The following is a 16,960-nucleotide window of genomic DNA, read 5'->3' as shown; positions in this document are numbered from 1 at the left end:
CGAAATATCAAACAGCAGGCTCAGCCATTGATGCTCTCACTTTTTGAAAATTCATACCACATCATGAAAAATCATAATTAATCCATTGAAAAACAAAGACTTAATTTAAGTTATATGTCTTATATAAGACTTGAACATCGGCGCGAATCGGCCTACTATTTAGTCATGCAGTTTGCTTCGACAAGACGTTGTGGCGCACTCGGCGATTTTCTCAAACATAGCTTTTCTTTTTAGGAGATTCACATGTCCCAATATCAAGACGACATCAAAGCTGTTGCTGGTTTGAAAGAGCAACAAGGCAGCGCCTGGAACGCCATCAATCCCGAGTCCGCCGCCCGCATGCGCGCCCAGAACAAATTCAAGACCGGCCTGGACATCGCCCGTTACACGGCGAAGATCATGCGCAACGACATGGCCGCCTACGATGCGGACCCATCCAAGTACACCCAGTCGCTCGGTTGCTGGCACGGTTTCATCGGTCAACAGAAGATGATCTCGATCAAGAAGCACTTCAACAGCACCGACCGCCGCTACCTCTACCTGTCCGGCTGGATGGTTGCCGCCCTGCGCTCCGAATTCGGCCCGCTGCCAGACCAGTCGATGCATGAAAAGACCGCCGTCACCAGTCTGATCCGCGAGCTGTACACCTTCCTGCGCCAGGCCGATGCCCGCGAACTGGGCGGCCTGTTCCGCCAGCTGGACGCGGCCCAAGGCGATGCCAAGCAAGCCATCCAGGCCAAGATCGACGGCCACATCACCCACGTCGTGCCCATCATCGCCGACATCGATGCCGGTTTCGGCAATGCGGAAGCCACGTACCTGCTGGCGAAACAGTTCATCGAAGCGGGCGCCTGCTGCATCCAGATCGAAAACCAGGTATCCGACGAGAAACAATGCGGCCACCAGGACGGTAAAGTCACGGTGCCGCACGAAGACTTCCTGGCCAAGATCCGCGCCATCCGCTACGCCTTCCTGGAACTGGGCGTGGACGACGGCATCATCGTTGCCCGCACCGACTCGCTGGGCGCCGGCCTGACCAAGCAGATCGCCGTCACCAATGAGCCAGGCGACCTGGGCGACCAATACAATTCCTTCCTCGACTGCGAAGAAGTGTCGGCCGACGCGCTGGGCAATGGCGACGTCATCCTCAAGCGCGAAGGCAAGCTGCTGCGTCCAAAACGCCTGCCGAGCAACCTGTTCCAGTTCCGCGCCGGTTCCGGCGAAGAGCGTTGCGTGCTCGATTGCATCACCTCGCTGCAAAACGGCGCCGACCTGCTGTGGATCGAAACGGAAAAACCGCATATCGCGCAAATCGGCGGCATGGTCAGCGAAATCCGCAAGGTCATCCCGAACGCCAAGCTGGTGTACAACAACAGCCCATCGTTCAACTGGACCCTGAACTTCCGCCAGCAAATCTTCGATGCGATGAAAGCGGCAGGCAAGGACGTGTCCGCCTACGACCGCGCCCAGCTGATGAGCGTGGAATACGACCAGACGGAACTGGCGGTCCAGGCCGACGAGAAGATCCGCACCTTCCAGGCCGACTCGGCCCGCGAAGCCGGCATCTTCCACCACCTGATCACCCTGCCGACCTACCACACGGCCGCCTTGTCGACCGACAACCTGGCCAAGGAATACTTCGGCGACCAGGGCATGCTGGGCTACGTGGCCGGCGTGCAGCGCAAGGAAATCCGCCAGGGCATCGCCTGCGTGAAACATCAAAACATGTCCGGCTCGGACATCGGCGACGATCACAAGGATTACTTCAGCGGCGAAGCGGCGCTGAAGGCGGCTGGCAAAGACAACACCATGAATCAGTTCTGAGCTTTTGGCTTGGCTGTAGAGTGAGAAAGCCCGCTTCGGCGGGCTTTTTTGCGTCTGCACTACGGGCAGGCGGCAGTTGCGTAGGTCGGCTTAGCGGAACGCGCAAGCCGACATGCACGGCCGCAGGCACTGATTGCAGCGGCCTGCGATTCACCAGGCAATAGCGCCGATACCAACTCACTTACCGGCAAACGATATCGATCTCGTTCTGCCCCGCCTTGCGGCCTTTTCTGTAGGTGAATTCGCACAGGCTGACGCTGTCGTCCATTCTCCTCGACAGCGTGACTTCCCCATGCACGCCGTAGCTGCATTGCAACCACTTGCCGTCTGGATAGCGGCCTTCCAGCCGGTAGCTGAGCGTTGTACGCCCTTGCTTCGTGCGCTCCCCGCTGGGCACGAGCTGCCCCCTGCGCTCCGGTGCGCCATCGATCGGCGCCGCTGCACTCAGGTAGAGCGGACTGCCGATATACGGCGTCCAGCCAGCTGGCACGGCGTTCAGGCTGATCGACGCCTCGGGCACGCTGTCCGGGCAAGCATCAGCGGCGGGGGCGGGGGCGGGCATGGCAGCCTGCGCGAACACGGGGAATAGGCAGCAGGCGGCGCCGGTCAACAAACGTTTAGGTTGCATGGATACTTCCCTATTCGATGACGAAAAAAGCATCGGCATTGTTGCTGGGGTCAATATGCAAGCCATTCTTGTACTGGCCTTTGGAACGCAAGGTGCGCGAAGTCACGATGTCCGGGCGCTTGCCCGTCCACTGGTCCATGACAATGATCCCATCCAGCGCCTGCCCCATATACAGGGCAGCGTGATTGCCTTGCTGATGATTCGCATACTTACCGTTGATGAACGTGGCAATGGCCGTGCCCTTGCGCAGCAAACGATTTCCCAGCACCGCTTCCCCCTGCTTCCAGGCCAATGTGGCAGGCGCACCCGCGTAGTGACGGACCAGCGCGACGCATTGATGGTTGCCGACCATGGTGGTTTTTTCCAGGTCGGTGACTTTGGTGCAGGTGTAGGACATGGGGCTCTCCTGGCTTTGTGGGAGAGGCTTACGATACATGCGGGAAACTGAGGGGGAGTTGAGAAGGGACAATGTATGAGGGGAGTAATGCAAAAACGCGCCCGCGTGCCAAGCCAGCCTCAGTACAGCCGGCTGGCGAGAGGGGGATTCCTATCCTCGGCTTTGAGCCGTGCTGGCACTGGTTATCGGACAAATTCAATTTTCAATTTACCCTCATAAGCACCCCGAAAAATTATTACTTAATTAATATTTCGCTGATACCTCAATAAGCCGAATTATCCGAGGCTTTCATCAAAAAGAGCCACCGATTGAATGCCACGTCGCATTGACACGAGCTCATCTATAAGTGTACCCGCCCCGATAATCACTAGCTCAAGGCAACCATTAAATAGCACAGCATATCGGCCGTTGGAAACTGAATTAATAACAGGACATATCTGCAATGGGGATTGCTAGATTACTGAACAACCACGCACATAATCCTCTGTCTTCTCCAGTCGACGAAATCTGGATGTTGTAAGTAATAAATTTAGACCTATTCGCCCTAGGGTGGTCCACAGTCTCAAAATAGTTGACCTGAGGAATATTCACCTGTGATACCCATGCTAAACTGGCAAGCTACTTTTCGAAAAAAATTTGTAACTACAACACAGCGGCGTTGCGGAGGAAGTATGAATCGGGTGGACACAGACACTGCAACGATGGTCAGTTTGTGGGTTGGTATCGCGAGCTTCTTTCTCGGCTTCGCAGCTATTGCTCTTACACTCTATTCCTTTTATCGTGCGCAGCCCGACACTGTAGTGCTTACTGCATCCGGCTGGGTCGCAGCCCTGCTGACTGCGGTGGTATGTGGCTGGGTAGGAAAGCGCTTGGTGCGCCTGGCTGCAGCTCTTTGTGATCGTGTCGCTGCCTTGTCCATGGAGGTCGCCGAGCTCAAGGCGGAGAAGGACCGTATCATGGTTATCGGGGAATACTTGGCATCCCAATCTACTAAAACCGCCCGTCGCAAGCAGACCCAAGCGCAAACTGATCAACCTACTCAGGAGTAAATTCATGACAATCGAATTTGGCGATTACCCTTACTTTCCAAGCCTTCGTACACGGCCGGCCGAAATAGCCGGATACGCGAACTTGCGGCCGCATGTCAAGAAGGCCTTAGTCCCCATCATGAGAGCTGGCGCGTGGCCACGGTGTGACGATTTGTCTGAGTCTATGAATGAATTGGTGAAGGCCTCAGAAGGCAATCCCTTTATCCTAGATGTGACCCGTGAAGTCATGTATCAGAACAGCTCTGTACATGGATTGCTCAATCCCACTGATGACTTCAAGACTTGGCGAGACTTCGTGAAATCCTTCGATCAAGCGATTCCAACTGTCCAGTTCTCGCAAATAGCTCGGCTTCCACAAATTATTCGACAAACCCGTCACCTGGAAGCTTTGGGGCGCAGGATAGCCTTCCGCATATCTGATTTCCAAGCCGACACGAGCAAAGTTATTACCGCCATGTCGGCGATGGATGACCCCAAGAATGCATTAATAGTCATTGATGCTGGCTACATACGAGAAACAATGGCAGCAAGTATCGCGGCCTGCATTTCGTCTGTAAACGACATTCGTGATGAGATACCTAGCGCTGAGATTGCAGTTATTTCTACAAGCTATCCAGCTTCAGTTACCTCATTCCTTCAACCGCCAGGCCAAGCGACAGCAGGAATTGTTAGCATTCTTGAGAGGGAGCTATACGAAGCAATTGGGTCTGATGTGGTGATCTATGGCGACCATGGTTCAATTCACGCACGCACCAAAGCGGCCACGGGTGGAAAGTATACACCCCAAATTGATTGCTCTTTGTATGATGCTTGGCTTTTCGAAAGACGTCCGAATTCTGATGGCGAGGGATATGTCGATGCTGCACGATCGATTTTGACGCGCTGGGATGACGGTGCAACAGACGATACCTGGGGAGCTGAAATGATTCGCAAAGCGGCAGGAGGTGATGTAACCGGGATGAAATCTCGCAGTCATTGGATTGCCGTGCGAGTGAACTTACACCTCACGCGCCAATTTGAACTTTCACACCAAGAGTTTAGTAGCGAAGATGACTAGTTAGGCCCGACGGCGAACGTAGGTTGGCATATCTGATGGTAACGGACCGAACTTTGCTGCCAACGCCAGCAAGTCTAATTGCGCAGCATTTTCAGGATTAGCGGTAAAAATTTCTTCACCGCTTCTATCCCCTTCGCGGAACTGATTCTTGAACTTACTTAGTCTTGCGAGGTCTTCAGGGCAGGTTTGACTCTGCCTACTTGCACAAAACTGCTCAAAGGTACTTTTGTATCTTTCTTTAAGGGACTGCAAAACAAAGTCTCGGATTTGACGTACCGACAGCGCATCTAACTCACATTCCAAGTGTGTTCTGGGGGTCTCTGCACTTACATTTCTACCCTCACGTTTTAGCAACGTGATCAGCTCGGCTTTGTGCAGAAAGCCACAAAGAATGCGCTTGTTCGATACGAGAGAAGATTGCCCTCGTCGAAATACTGTCAATTTGACACCTTGGTCTGTTGGTGCTGCGCACCAAATTTCAACACGTGAATCTATGCAATCTTTGATCAAATAAGCAAATTTTGCAGTACACACTACCGTGACCTTGTCAAAGCGCTGCAAGTATGTTTCAACTTGCCCATCAAGGCGACGAAGAGTGTCCAGGTCGCTTTTGATTTCGAATGCATGCAACTTTCCATTGGCCACTACCAAATCAGCGCGCCGACTCCAGTTCGCAACTACCATTTCATTTATCAAAACTGCATCAGCAAGCGCATCCGACGCAAACAACTTGTCGATGACCGCAGCCTTGATATCGCCTTCGTTTAACACAATATGCCCTCAGAAATTGCAATAAAGTAATTATTTGTGTGATTGCACAAATTTGACTTAACTTACCAGTATATAGTCTGGGCTTAGATTACCAAAGGCCTGCTTATGAAAAGTGTAGTGGTTTAATGTACCCGGACACTGATTTAGGCGAGAATGCTCGCCACAGAGAGGTGTTTGATGAGCAAGCAAAGACGTACGTTTTCCCCTGAGTTCAAACAGCAGGCGGCATGCCTGGTACTGGATCAAGGATACAGCCATACGGAGGCAAGCCAGTCGGTCGGCGTCGGCGAATCGCTGATGCGCCGCTGGGTGCAGCAGCTTCAGTTGGAGCGACAAGGTATCACGCCTCAGGGCAAGGCAATCACGCCGGACCAGCAGCGAATACAGGAACTCGAGGCGCGCATTGAGCACGCGCGCGGGGTCAGATACCGTCTTGAATGACAAGTCCTTTTGCCAAATAATGCGCATCAAAGGGCCTGTTAGTGTGGATCACTCCATAGATCAGATGTGCTAGTTTGTGCATGATCGCGCCAATTACGGCTTTTTTCGCCATGCCCGTTGCAGACAAGCGTTCTGCAAAACGGCAGAGAAGGGGATTGTAGCGACGTGCGACCAAGCTGGGCATGTAAAGCGCGGCGCGCAGCGAGGTATTGCCGGTACGACTGATCATCGTGCGTCCCTTCACTGAGGCGCCTGAATTGCGCTGACGAGGAGTGACGCCAAGAAAGGCAGCAAATGCCTTGTAGGACCGCCAGGGTCAGGTCCGCCATTCGGACACAGACTGATGCATTGGACACCGTAAAAGCATGCTCAGTCAATACCTAATTAGAACCACGAGAGTGTCGGGGTCAAGTGTCGGGGTCAGGTCCGGCATTCGGACACGGACTGAGGCATAGGCGCAGTAAAAGCTTGCTCAGTCGAAAACCTAATTAGAACCACGAACGCGCGCCTGCGGCGCGCGAGGCTGCCGCGCAGCGGCAGCAGCCAGTAGATTCGGAGAGGGCCGGGCCGGTAGGCCCGACCCTTCGAATCCCCCGCGCACGCCCCGCAGGGGGCGTGCTTCTCTCCGCCTACAGACGAAAAAAAAGCTACCCGAGGGTAGCTTTTTCTTTTTCGTCTTTGGCGGAGAGAGGGGGATTCGAACCCCCGATAGAGTATTACCCTATACACGCTTTCCAGGCGTGCGCCTTCAGCCGCTCAGCCATCTCTCCTGAAGGCAATGCGCGCGTCTTGCTTGCTCACATTGTGTACTGCATATCGCTTGTCGCGAAGCCGCAGATTATAGCAAAGATTCTACGGACTGCCAAAGTTATTTACCCAGGGGTAAAAGTTTGAAACACCCAGCCCAGTAACTGCTGGGGTCAGACCCGGCGGGTCTGACCCCGGATGTTGCTTGGTGCTATTAAGACGTTTCTTTCAACTGATCCAAGATGGCCGGGTTTTCCAGGGTCGACACGTCTTGCGTGATCGTCTCGCCCTTGGCCAGCACGCGCAGCAGGCGGCGCATGATTTTGCCGGAGCGGGTTTTTGGCAGGTTGTCGCCGAAACGGATTTCCTTCGGTTTGGCAATCGGACCGATTTCCTTGCCGACCCAGTTGCGCAGCTCCAGGGCCAGCTTCTTCGCTTCCTCGCCCGTCGGACGCGCTTGCTTGAGCACCACGAAGGCGCAGATCGATTCGCCTGTCGTGTCGTCCGGGCGGCCCACCACGGCCGCTTCGGCCACCAGCGGGTTGGCCACCAGGGCCGATTCGATTTCCATCGTGCCCATGCGGTGGCCCGACACGTTCAAGACGTCATCGATGCGGCCCGTGATGGTGAAGTAGCCCGTTTCCTTGTTGCGGATGGCGCCGTCGCCTGCCAGGTACATCTTGCCGCCCAGTTCTTCCGGGAAATAGCTGGACTTGAAACGCTCGGGGTTGTTCCAGATCGTGCGAATCATCGATGGCCATGGACGTTTTACCACCAGGATACCGCCCTGGCCGTTCGGCACGTCGTGGCCCGCTTCGTCGACGATGGCGGCCATAATGCCCGGCAATGGCAGGGTGCAGGAACCGGGGACCATCGGCGTGGCGCCTGGCAGCGGGGTGATCATGTGACCACCCGTTTCCGTTTGCCAGAAAGTATCGACAATCGGGCATTTCTCGCCGCCGATGTGCTTGTAGTACCACATCCACGCTTCCGGATTGATCGGCTCGCCGACCGTGCCCAGCAGGCGCAGGCTGGTCAGGTCGTAGTTGCCTGGATGGACTTTCGGGTCCACGTCGGCCGCCTTGATCAGCGAACGGATGGCCGTAGGCGCCGTGTAGAAGATGCTGACGTTGTGCTTTTTGATGGTTTCCCAGAAACGGCCCGCGTTCGGGTAGGTCGGGATGCCTTCGAACACCACTTGCGTGGCGCCCACGGCCATCGGGCCATACGCGATGTAGCTGTGGCCCGTCACCCAGCCGATGTCGGCCGTGCACCAGAACACGTCGTCCGGCTTGATGTCGAAACTCCACTTCATCGTCAGCGCGGCCCACAGCAGGTAGCCGCCGCTCGAATGCTGCACGCCCTTCGGCGTGCCGGTGGAACCCGAGGTGTACAAGATAAACAGTGGATGCTCGGCATCGACCCATTCCGGCTCGCATTGCGCGCTCTGGCCTTCGACCAGGTCGTGCAGCCACGTGTCGCGGCCAGCCACCATCGGCAGATCGCTGCCGGTGCGTTTGTACACGATGACGTTTTTCACGAACTCGCAGCCGCCCAGCGCCAGCGCTTCGTCGACGATGGATTTCAATGGCAGCTTTTTGCCGCCGCGCAATTGCTCGTCACCCGTGATGACGGCTACGGCGCCCGCGTCGATGATGCGTTCCTGCAAGGATTTCGCCGAGAAGCCGCCGAAGACGACGGAATGCGTGGCGCCGATGCGTGCGCAGGCTTGCATGGCTGCAACGCCTTCGACGGACATCGACATATAGATGATCACGCGGTGGCCCTTGGAGATGCCCTTGGCTTTCAGGCCGTTGGCGAACTTGCAGACTTTTTCGTGCAGCTCTTTATATGTTGCCTTGGTGACGGTGCCGTCATCCGCTTCGAAGATGATGGCCGTCTTGTCGCCCAGGCCATTTTCAATGTTGCGGTCCAGGCAGTTGTACGACACGTTCAGCTGGCCGTCTTCGAACCATTTGTAGAACGGGGCGTTGTCTTCGTTCAGGGTGCGGGTAAACGGCTTTTTCCAGCTCAGGTTTTCGCGCGCCAGCTTGGCCCAGAAGCCTTCGTAGTCGCGTTCGGCATCGGCCACCATGGCGCGGTAGGCGTCCATGCCGGAAATCGTTGCCTGTGCGGCAAATGCTGCCGACGGTTGAAATACGCGCGACTCTTCCGGTCCCTGCTGCTCAGTGCCCTGCCCTTGGTTCTCTATAGCGGCCATGCTAGTCTCCAGTGTAGTAATTGTTTATTAACACAATATTCCTGCTGTCTTACGGACGCCTTACATGCAGCGTTTTCCTCGATCCATTCTAACCATAATCGCCACCGGCGACGGGCGTCAAGCGCGCGCCGCCCAGCATTCTGGATGGAAAAACTGATAACAAGTCAATTAAATGAGCTCGCTTTGTGTTTCATCAAGGCCAAGAATCCAGATCGAGGGCATGCGCAGTGATCAGCAGCAAGTGTAAAATGTCGGGCATACCAAAAATTGGTATTTACCCCCAGGAAACTCCAGATGATCGACCATTCACAAAAACCCAAACATAGCAAACTGCATCCCCTGTCCGCCTTCATCTTCATGTCGCGCTGGCTGCAGCTGCCGCTGTACCTGGGTTTGATCCTTGCCCAATGCGTGTACGTATTTCATTTCTGGGTGGAACTGTCGGACCTGATCGGCGCCGTGTTCGGCAATGACGCGGCCCTGCAGCACGTCTTGACGGCCGTGGCCGTACCGGGCGGCGCCCTGCCGACCAAGCTCAATGAAGCGACCATCATGCTGGTGGTACTGGGCTTGATCGACGTGGTCATGATCTCGAATCTGTTGATCATGGTCATCATCGGCGGCTATGAAACGTTTGTCTCGCGCATGCACCTGGACGACCATCCGGACCAGCCGGAATGGCTGTCGCATGTGAATGCGTCCGTGCTGAAGACGAAGCTGGCGATGGCCATCATCGGCATCTCGTCCATCCACCTGCTGAAGACCTTCATCAACGCCAACTCGTACAAGATCGAAGTGATCATCGCGCAAACGGTGATACACATGGTCTTCATCCTGTCGGCGATGGCGATTGCGTACACGGACCGCATCATGACGGTGACGCAAAATCAAGCCAGAGCACCACACTAAAGAAAGAAGCCCATGGCTGCCAGCGGCGGCCATGGGCTTTTAGCAAAGAGTCCTACCCTTCTTATCCACCGCGAGAACACCATGACTGTCATAAAGCAAGAAGACCTGATCGAATCCGTCGCCGCAGCGTTACAGTACATTAGCTACTACCACCCTGCTGATTACATCGAGCACCTGGCGCGCGCCTACGCGGCCGAGCAAAGCCCGGCGGCAAAAGATGCGATCGCGCAAATCCTGACCAACTCGCGCATGTGCGCGGAAGGCAAGCGTCCTATCTGCCAGGACACGGGTATCGTCAACGTCTTCCTGAAAATCGGCATGGGCGTGCGCTTCGAAGGTTTCAGCGGCACCGTCACCGACGCCGTCAATGAAGGCGTGCGCCGCGCGTACAACTTCGACGACAACAAGCTGCGCGCCTCCATCGTGGCCGACCCGCATTTCGACCGCAAGAACACCAAGGACAACACGCCAGCCGTGGTACACATGGAACTGGTCGAAGGCAATACCGTCGACGTGAAAGTCGCTGCCAAGGGCGGCGGTTCGGAAAACAAATCCAAGATGATCATGATGAACCCGTCCGACTCGCTGGTGGACTGGGTCATGAAGACGGTGCCGACCATGGGCGCCGGCTGGTGCCCGCCTGGCATGCTGGGCATCGGCATCGGCGGCACGGCCGAGAAAGCCATGCTGATGGCAAAAGAGGTGTTGATGGAAGACATCGACATGTTTGAGCTGAAACAACGCGGCCCGCAGAACAAGCTGGAAGAACTGCGTATCGAGCTGTGCGACAAGATCAACTCGCTGGGCATCGGCGCGCAAGGCCTGGGCGGCCTGACGACCGTGCTCGACGTGAAAATCATGATGCACCCGACACATGCCGCGTCGAAGCCTGTCGCCATGATCCCGAACTGCGCCGCCACGCGCCACGGCCACTTCGTGCTCGACGGCTCGGGCCCTGCCTACATGACGCCGCCATCGCTGTCGTCGTGGCCGGAAGTGCACTGGACGCCGGACACGGAAAAATCCAAACGCGTCGACCTGAACACCCTGACGAAAGAAGAAGTCGCTTCGTGGACGCCGGGCCAGACCTTGCTGTTGAACGGCAAGATGCTGACGGGCCGCGACGCCGCCCATAAACGTATCCAGGACATGCTGGCCCGTGGCGAAGAATTGCCGGTCGATTTCAAGAACCGCGTGATCTATTACGTCGGCCCGGTCGACCCGGTGCGCGACGAAGCCGTCGGCCCGGCCGGTCCGACGACCGCCACGCGCATGGACAAGTTCACCGACATGATGCTGGAAAAAACGGGCCTGATCGCCATGATCGGCAAGGCCGAACGTGGCCCCGTCGCCATCGAATCGATCCAGAAGCACCAGTCGGCTTACCTGATGGCCGTGGGCGGCGCCGCCTACCTGGTGTCGAAAGCCATCAAGCACGCCAAGGTGCTGGGCTTTGCCGACATGGGCATGGAAGCGATCTACGAATTCGACGTCGTCGACATGCCGGTGACTGTCGCCGTGGATGCGAAGGGTACGTCGGTGCACAACACGGGCCCGAAAGAATGGCAGGCGAAGATCGAGCAACTCAATAGCGTCAGCAAGATTCCCGTGACGGTCGCTTAAACAAGCTCTACCATAGACGCCGCGCGGCAACATAGCGCGGCGTTTTTTTATCTTCAACGGCTCCCTATGACTTTTACTGCAAGCACTGCCCGCCCAGACGCGCCTATCGGCATTTTTGATTCCGGCGTGGGCGGCCTGTCGGTGCTGCGCCATATCCGCGCGCAGCTGCCGCAGGAAGATTTGATGTACTTTGCCGATTCCGCCTACGCCCCGTATGGCGACAAGACGGAAGAACAAGTCATCGCCCGTTCGCTGGCGATCACCGCCTTTCTATTGCAGCAAGGCGCGAAAGCACTGGTGGTGGCGTGCAACACGGCCACCATCGCCGCCATCAAGGCGCTGCGCGCGCGCTACCCGGACCTGCCCATCGTCGGCGTCGAGCCGGGCCTGAAACCGGCAGCCGCCATCAGCCGCAACGGCAAGATCGCCGTGCTGGCCACGGAACGCGCCTTGCGCGGCGACAAGCTGCTGGCCCTGCGCGAACAGGTGAGCGCCGCCACGGGCGCCACCTTCATCTTGCAGCCCTGCATCGGCCTGGCCGACCGCATCGAGCAGTGCGAGCTGGGCAACGACCCGCAGGACGCCACCAGCGCCATGCTGGAACGCTACATCGCGCCCATGCTGGAACAAGGCGTCGACACCCTGGTGCTCGGCTGCACGCACTACCCGTTCGTGCAGGACGCCATCGAACGCACGGTACGCGCGCACACGCAGGAAACGATCACATTGGTGGACACAGGCGACGCCGTGGCGCGCCAGCTGGCCCGCCTGCTGGACGCGGCAAGCCTGCGTCGCATCGACAACGACGCGCCACGGCTGCAGGGCTACACGACGGCCAAGGTCGAAGCATTGGCGCAAGCCTTCGCCGGTTTGCTGGACTTGCAGCCACCCGTCGCACACCTGTCCGTGTGAACGATGCGAGCAAAAGCGACCATTTTCATGCAATCTTTCGATTCTTTCAAAAAGACTGCATTTAGATTTGCCACTTCGCCGAGTTCTTTGTATAATTCGGCACCTGTTCAGCAAAACAGCTAAACAGGTAAGTAAGACAGTGGTGGCTGTAGCTCAGTTGGTAGAGTCCAGGATTGTGATTCCTGTTGTCGTGGGTTCGAGCCCCATCAGCCACCCCACAGAATAAAGAAGAGCCCGGTTTTCGAACCGGGCTTTTTCTATTTCAGAGCAGGTTTTTATGGCGTAAATCAAACACCATGACTATCTGCACAGGATGGCGATGTTGCGCTCACCGACATGCTCACCTTGCCGATAAGTAAAAGTACAGCTGTCGATACTGTCGTCGAGCCGCATCGCCAAAGTCAGCTGACCCGTGCCGCCGTAACGACAGGCCAGCCATTTCCCCTCCGGAAACTTGCCATCGAGCCGATAAGTATCTACCCAACCTTTTTTCAAGCGCTTTTGCCGGAAGTCCGACAGCTCGCCCAACTGCTCCGGTGGCCCGTTCATCGGCGCCGCCGCATGCAGGTAAAGTGGCGAACCGACATAGCTGGTCCAGCCTTGCGGTACATCGGCAAGCTGCAGCGAGCCCTGGGAAATCGACACTGGGCAGGCAACGGGCGCGGCGCTGGCTGTCGATTGCAGGCACGATATGGCCAGCAGTGCCATTGCAGGCCAGCAGATCCGTGCTGCCATTGTCGTTTTTGAGTATGCCATGACCAACCTCATTCAATCACGGAAAATGCATCGGCGTTATCGCTGGCGTGGATGTAATTACCGCGCTTGTCCTTGCCTTGCGAGCGTATCAGCCGCACCGAAATTTCGGTCTTGCCGTCGGCTTTCCATTGGTCTGCAATATAGATCCCGCCTATCGCCTGGCCGATGAACAAGGCGGCATGATTGCCATGTGGTCGGTTCGGGTAACGCCCCCTGACAAATGTGGCGATAGCGGTTCCCGGTTTGATGATGGCGTTCCCCAACACCGCTTCGCCCTCGTGCCAGTTTGCCGTGACTGGCGCGCGAGCATAGTACTGCACCAAAGCGACGCAGTGGCGACTACCGACAACGGGCCTGCCTTTCAACTCGGCGACATTGGAATAAATATAGGGCATGAATCATCTCCTTGAGATAGATGTCATGCCACTCTATGCCGGATCAGGGACGGCGCTTTTAAGCAAGCACAACTGTTTTTCCAATCCCAGGCGCATTCTTGCAAAAAAGCCGGCATGCAGCCGGCTCTCTTCGTCTTTTACTGCAGGACACCTATCCCGCCAGCACCGACTGCACCGTCGTCGCCAGGTCGTCCAGGCGCACGGGCTTGACGAGGAAGTGGCGGAAGCCCACGGCCAGCGCGTCGTCCATGTACATGGGCAGGCTGTGGCCGGTGACGGCAATCAGCACGGCGTTGGCCGTCTCGGGATTGTGGTGCAGGCGGCGGCCGATTTCGATGCCGCTGATGCCGGGCATTTCGATGTCGAGGTAGACGGCGTCGGGCACGCACAGCTTGACTTGCTCGACGGCCATCTGCCAGTTGCGCACCACCACCGCATGGTGGCCCAGCGCTTCGAGCAGCATGGCCAGCGATTCGCCCACTTCCTGGTTGTCGTCGACCACCAGCAGATTCAATTTGCGCGCAGCACTTGCCGGCTGGTCGCCCTGGCGGCGTTCCACGGAGGAATCGCCTGGTGTCGTTTCAGTTGTCTGGCTCATTGTACGTTCACGTCTGACGGCTGCAAAAGCGGCAGTATACAAGAGCACGCAGAATGCCGCCGCACCCCAGCAATGGTGCCAAGCGGCAATCCAAACTCCTCCCTGTACCGCGCCAGCAACACTTCCCGCCTTTCTCCAGGCAAAGCTCATCCTACGCAGTTTGCGCAATTGACGGATAAAATGAGAATCATTATCATTCTTATCCCCTTGCGCCGGATGTCCACGCCACAATGTTGTCGCGCCGCCCGATTGCCCGCGCAAACATTGTCATTACGGAGATCCATGCATGGCTGCCACACCTGTCACACTGCCCTTTTCGCTGCGCCCGTGCGCGCTGGCCATCGCCCTCGCCTGCCTGGGCGCCCCGCTTGCCGCGCAGGCGCAGGACACCAATAGCGCTGAGAATGCCGGTCCCATCCTCGAATCGATTCAGGTCAGCAGCAACTTGCTGGGCACCAGCATGGCCGCCAGCACGAAGAATTTCGCGGGCGCCCGCACCGTGGTGCAGAAGGATGACATCGAGAACTCGGGTGCAACCAGCCTCAGCGACGTGATGCGCCGCATTCCCGGCGTGCAGATCAGCGACAATTCGGGCAGCGCGGGCAGCGCCATTTCGCTCAACATCGGCGTGCGCGGACTGGCCGGACGCTATTCGCCGCGCAGCACGGTGTTACTTGACGGCATTCCGATGTCGGTCGCGCCGTATGGCCAGCCGCAACTGTCGTTCGCGCCCGTCAGCCTGGCCAATGTCGAGACGGTCGACGTGGTGCGCGGCGGCGGCGCCGTGCGCTTCGGCCCGCAAAACGTGGGCGGCATCATCAACTTCAAGACGCGCCGCGTGCCCACCACGCCAGGCATCACGGGCGACGCCACGGTGCGCTACAACACGTACAGCGAAGTGGGCCACAACACGCAGGCCAGCGTGTTTGCCGGTACCCAGCTCGACAGCGGCCTGGGACTGGCCGTGCTGTATTCCGGCATCCGCGGCAGCGACTGGCGCGTGGGCAGCGATGAAAAAGTCAACGACTTCGCCCTGAAGTTCCGCTACGACCTGAGCCCCACGGCCGAGGTGTACGGCAAGCTGTCCTACTACGACGTAACGTCGCGCACGCCGGGCGGCCTGACCGCGGCACAATACAAGCAGGACCCGTTCCAGAACACGCGCCCCACCGACTTCTGGAGCGGCGAGCGCAAGGCCTTCGACATCGGCTACCTGAATGCCCTGTCCGGCACACAGGAATTCGAGGTACGCGCCTACTACAACAAGAGCTCGCGCGAAAGTACCCTGATCAGCGGAAAAAACCTGGGCCACCAGCCGCGCAACTATGAAACGACGGCCATCGAGCCGCGCTACACGCAGCGCTTTATCACCGGCAAGGTCACACAGGACGTCACCGTCGGCTACCGCTACCTGGCCGAGCGCGCCGACGAGGCCATCTACAACGTCGTCATCGCCAGCGGCGTGCGGCAGGCGCCGACGCGCTTTGCCGACAATGCCACCGATGCGCAGGCCGTGTATATCGACGACAAGATCGCCATCGACGCCTGGCGCATCACGCCGGGCGTACGCTACGAGCACATCAAGACGGAACGCTTCAACCATTTGCCGGTCGACCAGAAGATCGAACTGCTCAACAACAAGGCCCTGCCCTCGCTGAACGTCGCCTACTTGCTCAATAACAACGTGACCCTGTTCGGCAACTACAACAGCTCGTTTGGCGCCGTGCAAAATACGCAGCTCAATGCGCAGTCGAGCAAGAACCCGCTGCAACCGGAACTGGCGAAAACAGCCGAGCTGGGCGCGCGCTGGAAGAGCGGCCAGCTGTCGGCCGAAGCGACCTTGTTCAACATCAAATTCGACAACCAGATCCAGTCCGTGGGCAGCGGCGAGAACGTCGTCTTCTACAACGTGGGCGCCACGCACCACCGCGGCCTGGAAACGGCCGTCGACTACCGCTTCGACAAGTCCGGCCCGCTGGCCGGCTTGAACGCCTATGCAACCTACACCTACACCAAGGCAACCTTGCAGGATGGTGCGAACGCGGGCAACGACGTGCCCTTCTATTCGCGCACCACGGATACCGTCGGCGCCCACTATCAGCTGGGCGCTTGGGGCTTCGACCTGTCGAGCAGCCACCAGAGCCGCCAGTTCGCCGACGAGGCGAATACCGTGGCGGAAAACACGGCCGGCAGCCTGGGCGTCATTCCCGGCTTCCGTACCTGGAACACGCAGGTGAAATGGACAGTGCCGGGCCAGAAGGGCCTGGAACTGGTGGCCGGCGTCAACAACCTCGCCGACAAGCGCTACTTCACGCGCACCTCGGATGGCAACCTGGGCAAGCTGGTGGGCGCGCCGCGCATGGTCTACCTGCAGGGCCGCCTGGCGTTCTGATGCCTGCGCACGCAGGTGCCTATCAAATCGATATGCCGCTGCGCACGGCAGTTACCTGAAAAAAACCTGCATCGTTGTTGTTACGATGCAGGTTTTTTTACGTCCCGATGTCACAAAAATACCGTGACGCAAGCAAGTTCAACGTCGCGTTCGCCCTGGACCGCTAGAGCAATTCATTCATCGAGGAAATTAATTTCCACATGAATACAAATGATTTCACAATTGCAAATAATTTTAGCG

At 57.5% G+C, this 16,960-nt stretch carries 14 protein-coding genes, 2 tRNA genes and 2 pseudogenes; 9 read left to right on the top strand and 9 right to left on the bottom strand.

Annotated features, from left to right (window positions below):
* The first annotated feature begins 243 nt into the window (after positions 1-243).
* On the top strand, positions 244-1,824 hold the full coding sequence (locus JAB4_RS07230; RefSeq protein WP_070218181.1) for an isocitrate lyase: 1,581 nt from the start codon (positions 244-246) through the stop codon (positions 1,822-1,824).
* 181 nt (positions 1,825-2,005) lie between these two features.
* Here JAB4_RS07230 and JAB4_RS07225 read toward each other — a convergent pair whose 3' ends face one another.
* Entirely contained in the window at positions 2,006-2,452 is a 447-nt protein-coding gene (locus JAB4_RS07225) for an STY0301 family protein (RefSeq protein WP_139143717.1), read from the bottom strand.
* Positions 2,453-2,462: 10 nt separating this feature from the next.
* Positions 2,463-2,849 carry a BPSL0067 family protein gene (locus tag JAB4_RS07220; protein WP_070218183.1) on the bottom strand — a complete coding sequence of 129 codons (387 nt, stop codon included), beginning with the start codon at positions 2,847-2,849 and terminating at the stop codon, positions 2,463-2,465.
* Positions 2,850-3,520: 671 nt separating this feature from the next.
* Between JAB4_RS07220 and JAB4_RS07215 the strand changes: the two genes are divergently transcribed.
* Together JAB4_RS07215 and JAB4_RS07210 are read left to right on the top strand one after the other, a co-directional pair.
* Complete coding sequence (locus JAB4_RS07215) at positions 3,521-3,898, top strand: hypothetical protein (protein WP_139143989.1); 378 nt, start codon at positions 3,521-3,523, stop codon at positions 3,896-3,898.
* A 4-nt stretch (positions 3,899-3,902) separates the two neighbouring features.
* Positions 3,903-4,955 (top strand): beta family protein, encoded by a 1,053-nt coding sequence (locus JAB4_RS07210; protein ID WP_070308461.1) that lies wholly within the window; start codon positions 3,903-3,905, stop codon positions 4,953-4,955.
* Here the strand turns inward: JAB4_RS07210 and JAB4_RS07205 are convergent, their stop codons facing one another.
* Positions 4,956-5,726, bottom strand: coding sequence for a sce7726 family protein (locus tag JAB4_RS07205; RefSeq protein ID WP_175444781.1), 771 nt, complete (start codon positions 5,724-5,726; stop codon positions 4,956-4,958).
* Between the two features lie 177 nt (positions 5,727-5,903).
* Between JAB4_RS07205 and JAB4_RS07200 the strand changes: the two are divergent.
* A pseudogene (locus JAB4_RS07200) lies at positions 5,904-6,131 on the top strand (transposase); the annotation flags it as partial.
* A 16-nt stretch (positions 6,132-6,147) separates the two neighbouring features.
* On the opposite strand, the pseudogene JAB4_RS07195 reads toward JAB4_RS07200, so the two are convergent.
* From JAB4_RS07195 to acs, 3 genes and pseudogenes are all read right to left on the bottom strand, one after another.
* Positions 6,148-6,465 (bottom strand): annotated as a pseudogene (locus tag JAB4_RS07195) (transposase); the annotation flags it as partial.
* Positions 6,466-6,846: 381 nt separating this feature from the next.
* Positions 6,847-6,937: transfer RNA gene (locus JAB4_RS07190), tRNA-Ser, on the bottom strand.
* A 191-nt stretch (positions 6,938-7,128) separates the two neighbouring features.
* Positions 7,129-9,135, bottom strand: coding sequence for an acetate--CoA ligase (gene acs, locus JAB4_RS07185; protein WP_070218186.1), 2,007 nt, complete (start codon positions 9,133-9,135; stop codon positions 7,129-7,131).
* Positions 9,136-9,429: 294 nt separating this feature from the next.
* Between acs and JAB4_RS07180 the strand changes: the two genes are divergently transcribed.
* The 4 genes from JAB4_RS07180 (at position 9,430) to JAB4_RS07165 (ending at position 12,797) form a co-directional block, all read left to right on the top strand.
* A complete protein-coding gene (locus JAB4_RS07180; RefSeq protein ID WP_070218187.1) occupies positions 9,430-10,044 on the top strand; it encodes a YqhA family protein in 615 nt (204 codons plus the stop codon).
* An 81-nt stretch (positions 10,045-10,125) separates the two neighbouring features.
* Positions 10,126-11,667, top strand: coding sequence for a fumarate hydratase (locus JAB4_RS07175; RefSeq protein ID WP_070218188.1), 1,542 nt, complete (start codon positions 10,126-10,128; stop codon positions 11,665-11,667).
* Between the two features lie 66 nt (positions 11,668-11,733).
* Positions 11,734-12,579 (top strand): glutamate racemase, encoded by an 846-nt coding sequence (murI, locus tag JAB4_RS07170; protein WP_070218189.1) that lies wholly within the window; start codon positions 11,734-11,736, stop codon positions 12,577-12,579.
* Between the two features lie 142 nt (positions 12,580-12,721).
* Positions 12,722-12,797 (top strand) — tRNA-His (locus tag JAB4_RS07165).
* 82 nt (positions 12,798-12,879) lie between these two features.
* On the opposite strand, the gene JAB4_RS07160 is transcribed toward JAB4_RS07165, so the two are convergent.
* From JAB4_RS07160 to JAB4_RS07150, 3 genes are all read right to left on the bottom strand, one after another.
* Positions 12,880-13,335 (bottom strand): STY0301 family protein, encoded by a 456-nt coding sequence (locus JAB4_RS07160; RefSeq protein WP_139143720.1) that lies wholly within the window; start codon positions 13,333-13,335, stop codon positions 12,880-12,882.
* Positions 13,336-13,343: 8 nt separating this feature from the next.
* Entirely contained in the window at positions 13,344-13,730 is a 387-nt protein-coding gene (locus JAB4_RS07155; protein ID WP_070218191.1) for a BPSL0067 family protein, read from the bottom strand.
* A gap of 151 nt (positions 13,731-13,881) precedes the next feature.
* Positions 13,882-14,328, bottom strand: coding sequence for a response regulator (locus JAB4_RS07150; RefSeq protein ID WP_162995554.1), 447 nt, complete (start codon positions 14,326-14,328; stop codon positions 13,882-13,884).
* 286 nt (positions 14,329-14,614) lie between these two features.
* Between JAB4_RS07150 and JAB4_RS07145 the strand changes: the two genes are divergently transcribed.
* Positions 14,615-16,720 (top strand): TonB-dependent siderophore receptor, encoded by a 2,106-nt coding sequence (locus JAB4_RS07145; RefSeq protein ID WP_070218192.1) that lies wholly within the window; start codon positions 14,615-14,617, stop codon positions 16,718-16,720.
* Positions 16,721-16,960 lie beyond the last annotated feature (240 nt).

The organism is Janthinobacterium sp. HH102 (assembly GCF_001758625.2).
GTDB lineage: Bacteria > Pseudomonadota > Gammaproteobacteria > Burkholderiales > Burkholderiaceae_D > Janthinobacterium.
Note: the sequence above shows the minus strand (reverse complement) of the source record. Positions and strands in the feature narration are given on the sequence as shown.

Excerpts from the sequence above, each read along its gene's own strand:
- JAB4_RS07150 (WP_162995554.1), bottom strand. The coding sequence starts at position 14,328 with ATGAGCCAGACAACTGAAACGACACCAGGCGATTCCTCCGTGGAACGC.
- JAB4_RS07180 (WP_070218187.1), top strand. The coding sequence starts at position 9,430 with ATGATCGACCATTCACAAAAACCCAAACATAGCAAACTGCATCCCCTG.
- JAB4_RS07155 (WP_070218191.1), bottom strand. The coding sequence starts at position 13,730 with ATGCCCTATATTTATTCCAATGTCGCCGAGTTGAAAGGCAGGCCCGTT.
- JAB4_RS07210 (WP_070308461.1), top strand. The coding sequence starts at position 3,903 with ATGACAATCGAATTTGGCGATTACCCTTACTTTCCAAGCCTTCGTACA.
- JAB4_RS07160 (WP_139143720.1), bottom strand. The coding sequence starts at position 13,335 with ATGGCATACTCAAAAACGACAATGGCAGCACGGATCTGCTGGCCTGCA.
- JAB4_RS07175 (WP_070218188.1), top strand. The coding sequence starts at position 10,126 with ATGACTGTCATAAAGCAAGAAGACCTGATCGAATCCGTCGCCGCAGCG.
- acs (WP_070218186.1), bottom strand. The coding sequence starts at position 9,135 with ATGGCCGCTATAGAGAACCAAGGGCAGGGCACTGAGCAGCAGGGACCG.
- JAB4_RS07145 (WP_070218192.1), top strand. The coding sequence starts at position 14,615 with ATGGCTGCCACACCTGTCACACTGCCCTTTTCGCTGCGCCCGTGCGCG.
- JAB4_RS07215 (WP_139143989.1), top strand. The coding sequence starts at position 3,521 with ATGAATCGGGTGGACACAGACACTGCAACGATGGTCAGTTTGTGGGTT.
- JAB4_RS07230 (WP_070218181.1), top strand. The coding sequence starts at position 244 with ATGTCCCAATATCAAGACGACATCAAAGCTGTTGCTGGTTTGAAAGAG.
- JAB4_RS07225 (WP_139143717.1), bottom strand. The coding sequence starts at position 2,452 with ATGCAACCTAAACGTTTGTTGACCGGCGCCGCCTGCTGCCTATTCCCC.
- murI (WP_070218189.1), top strand. The coding sequence starts at position 11,734 with ATGACTTTTACTGCAAGCACTGCCCGCCCAGACGCGCCTATCGGCATT.
- JAB4_RS07220 (WP_070218183.1), bottom strand. The coding sequence starts at position 2,849 with ATGTCCTACACCTGCACCAAAGTCACCGACCTGGAAAAAACCACCATG.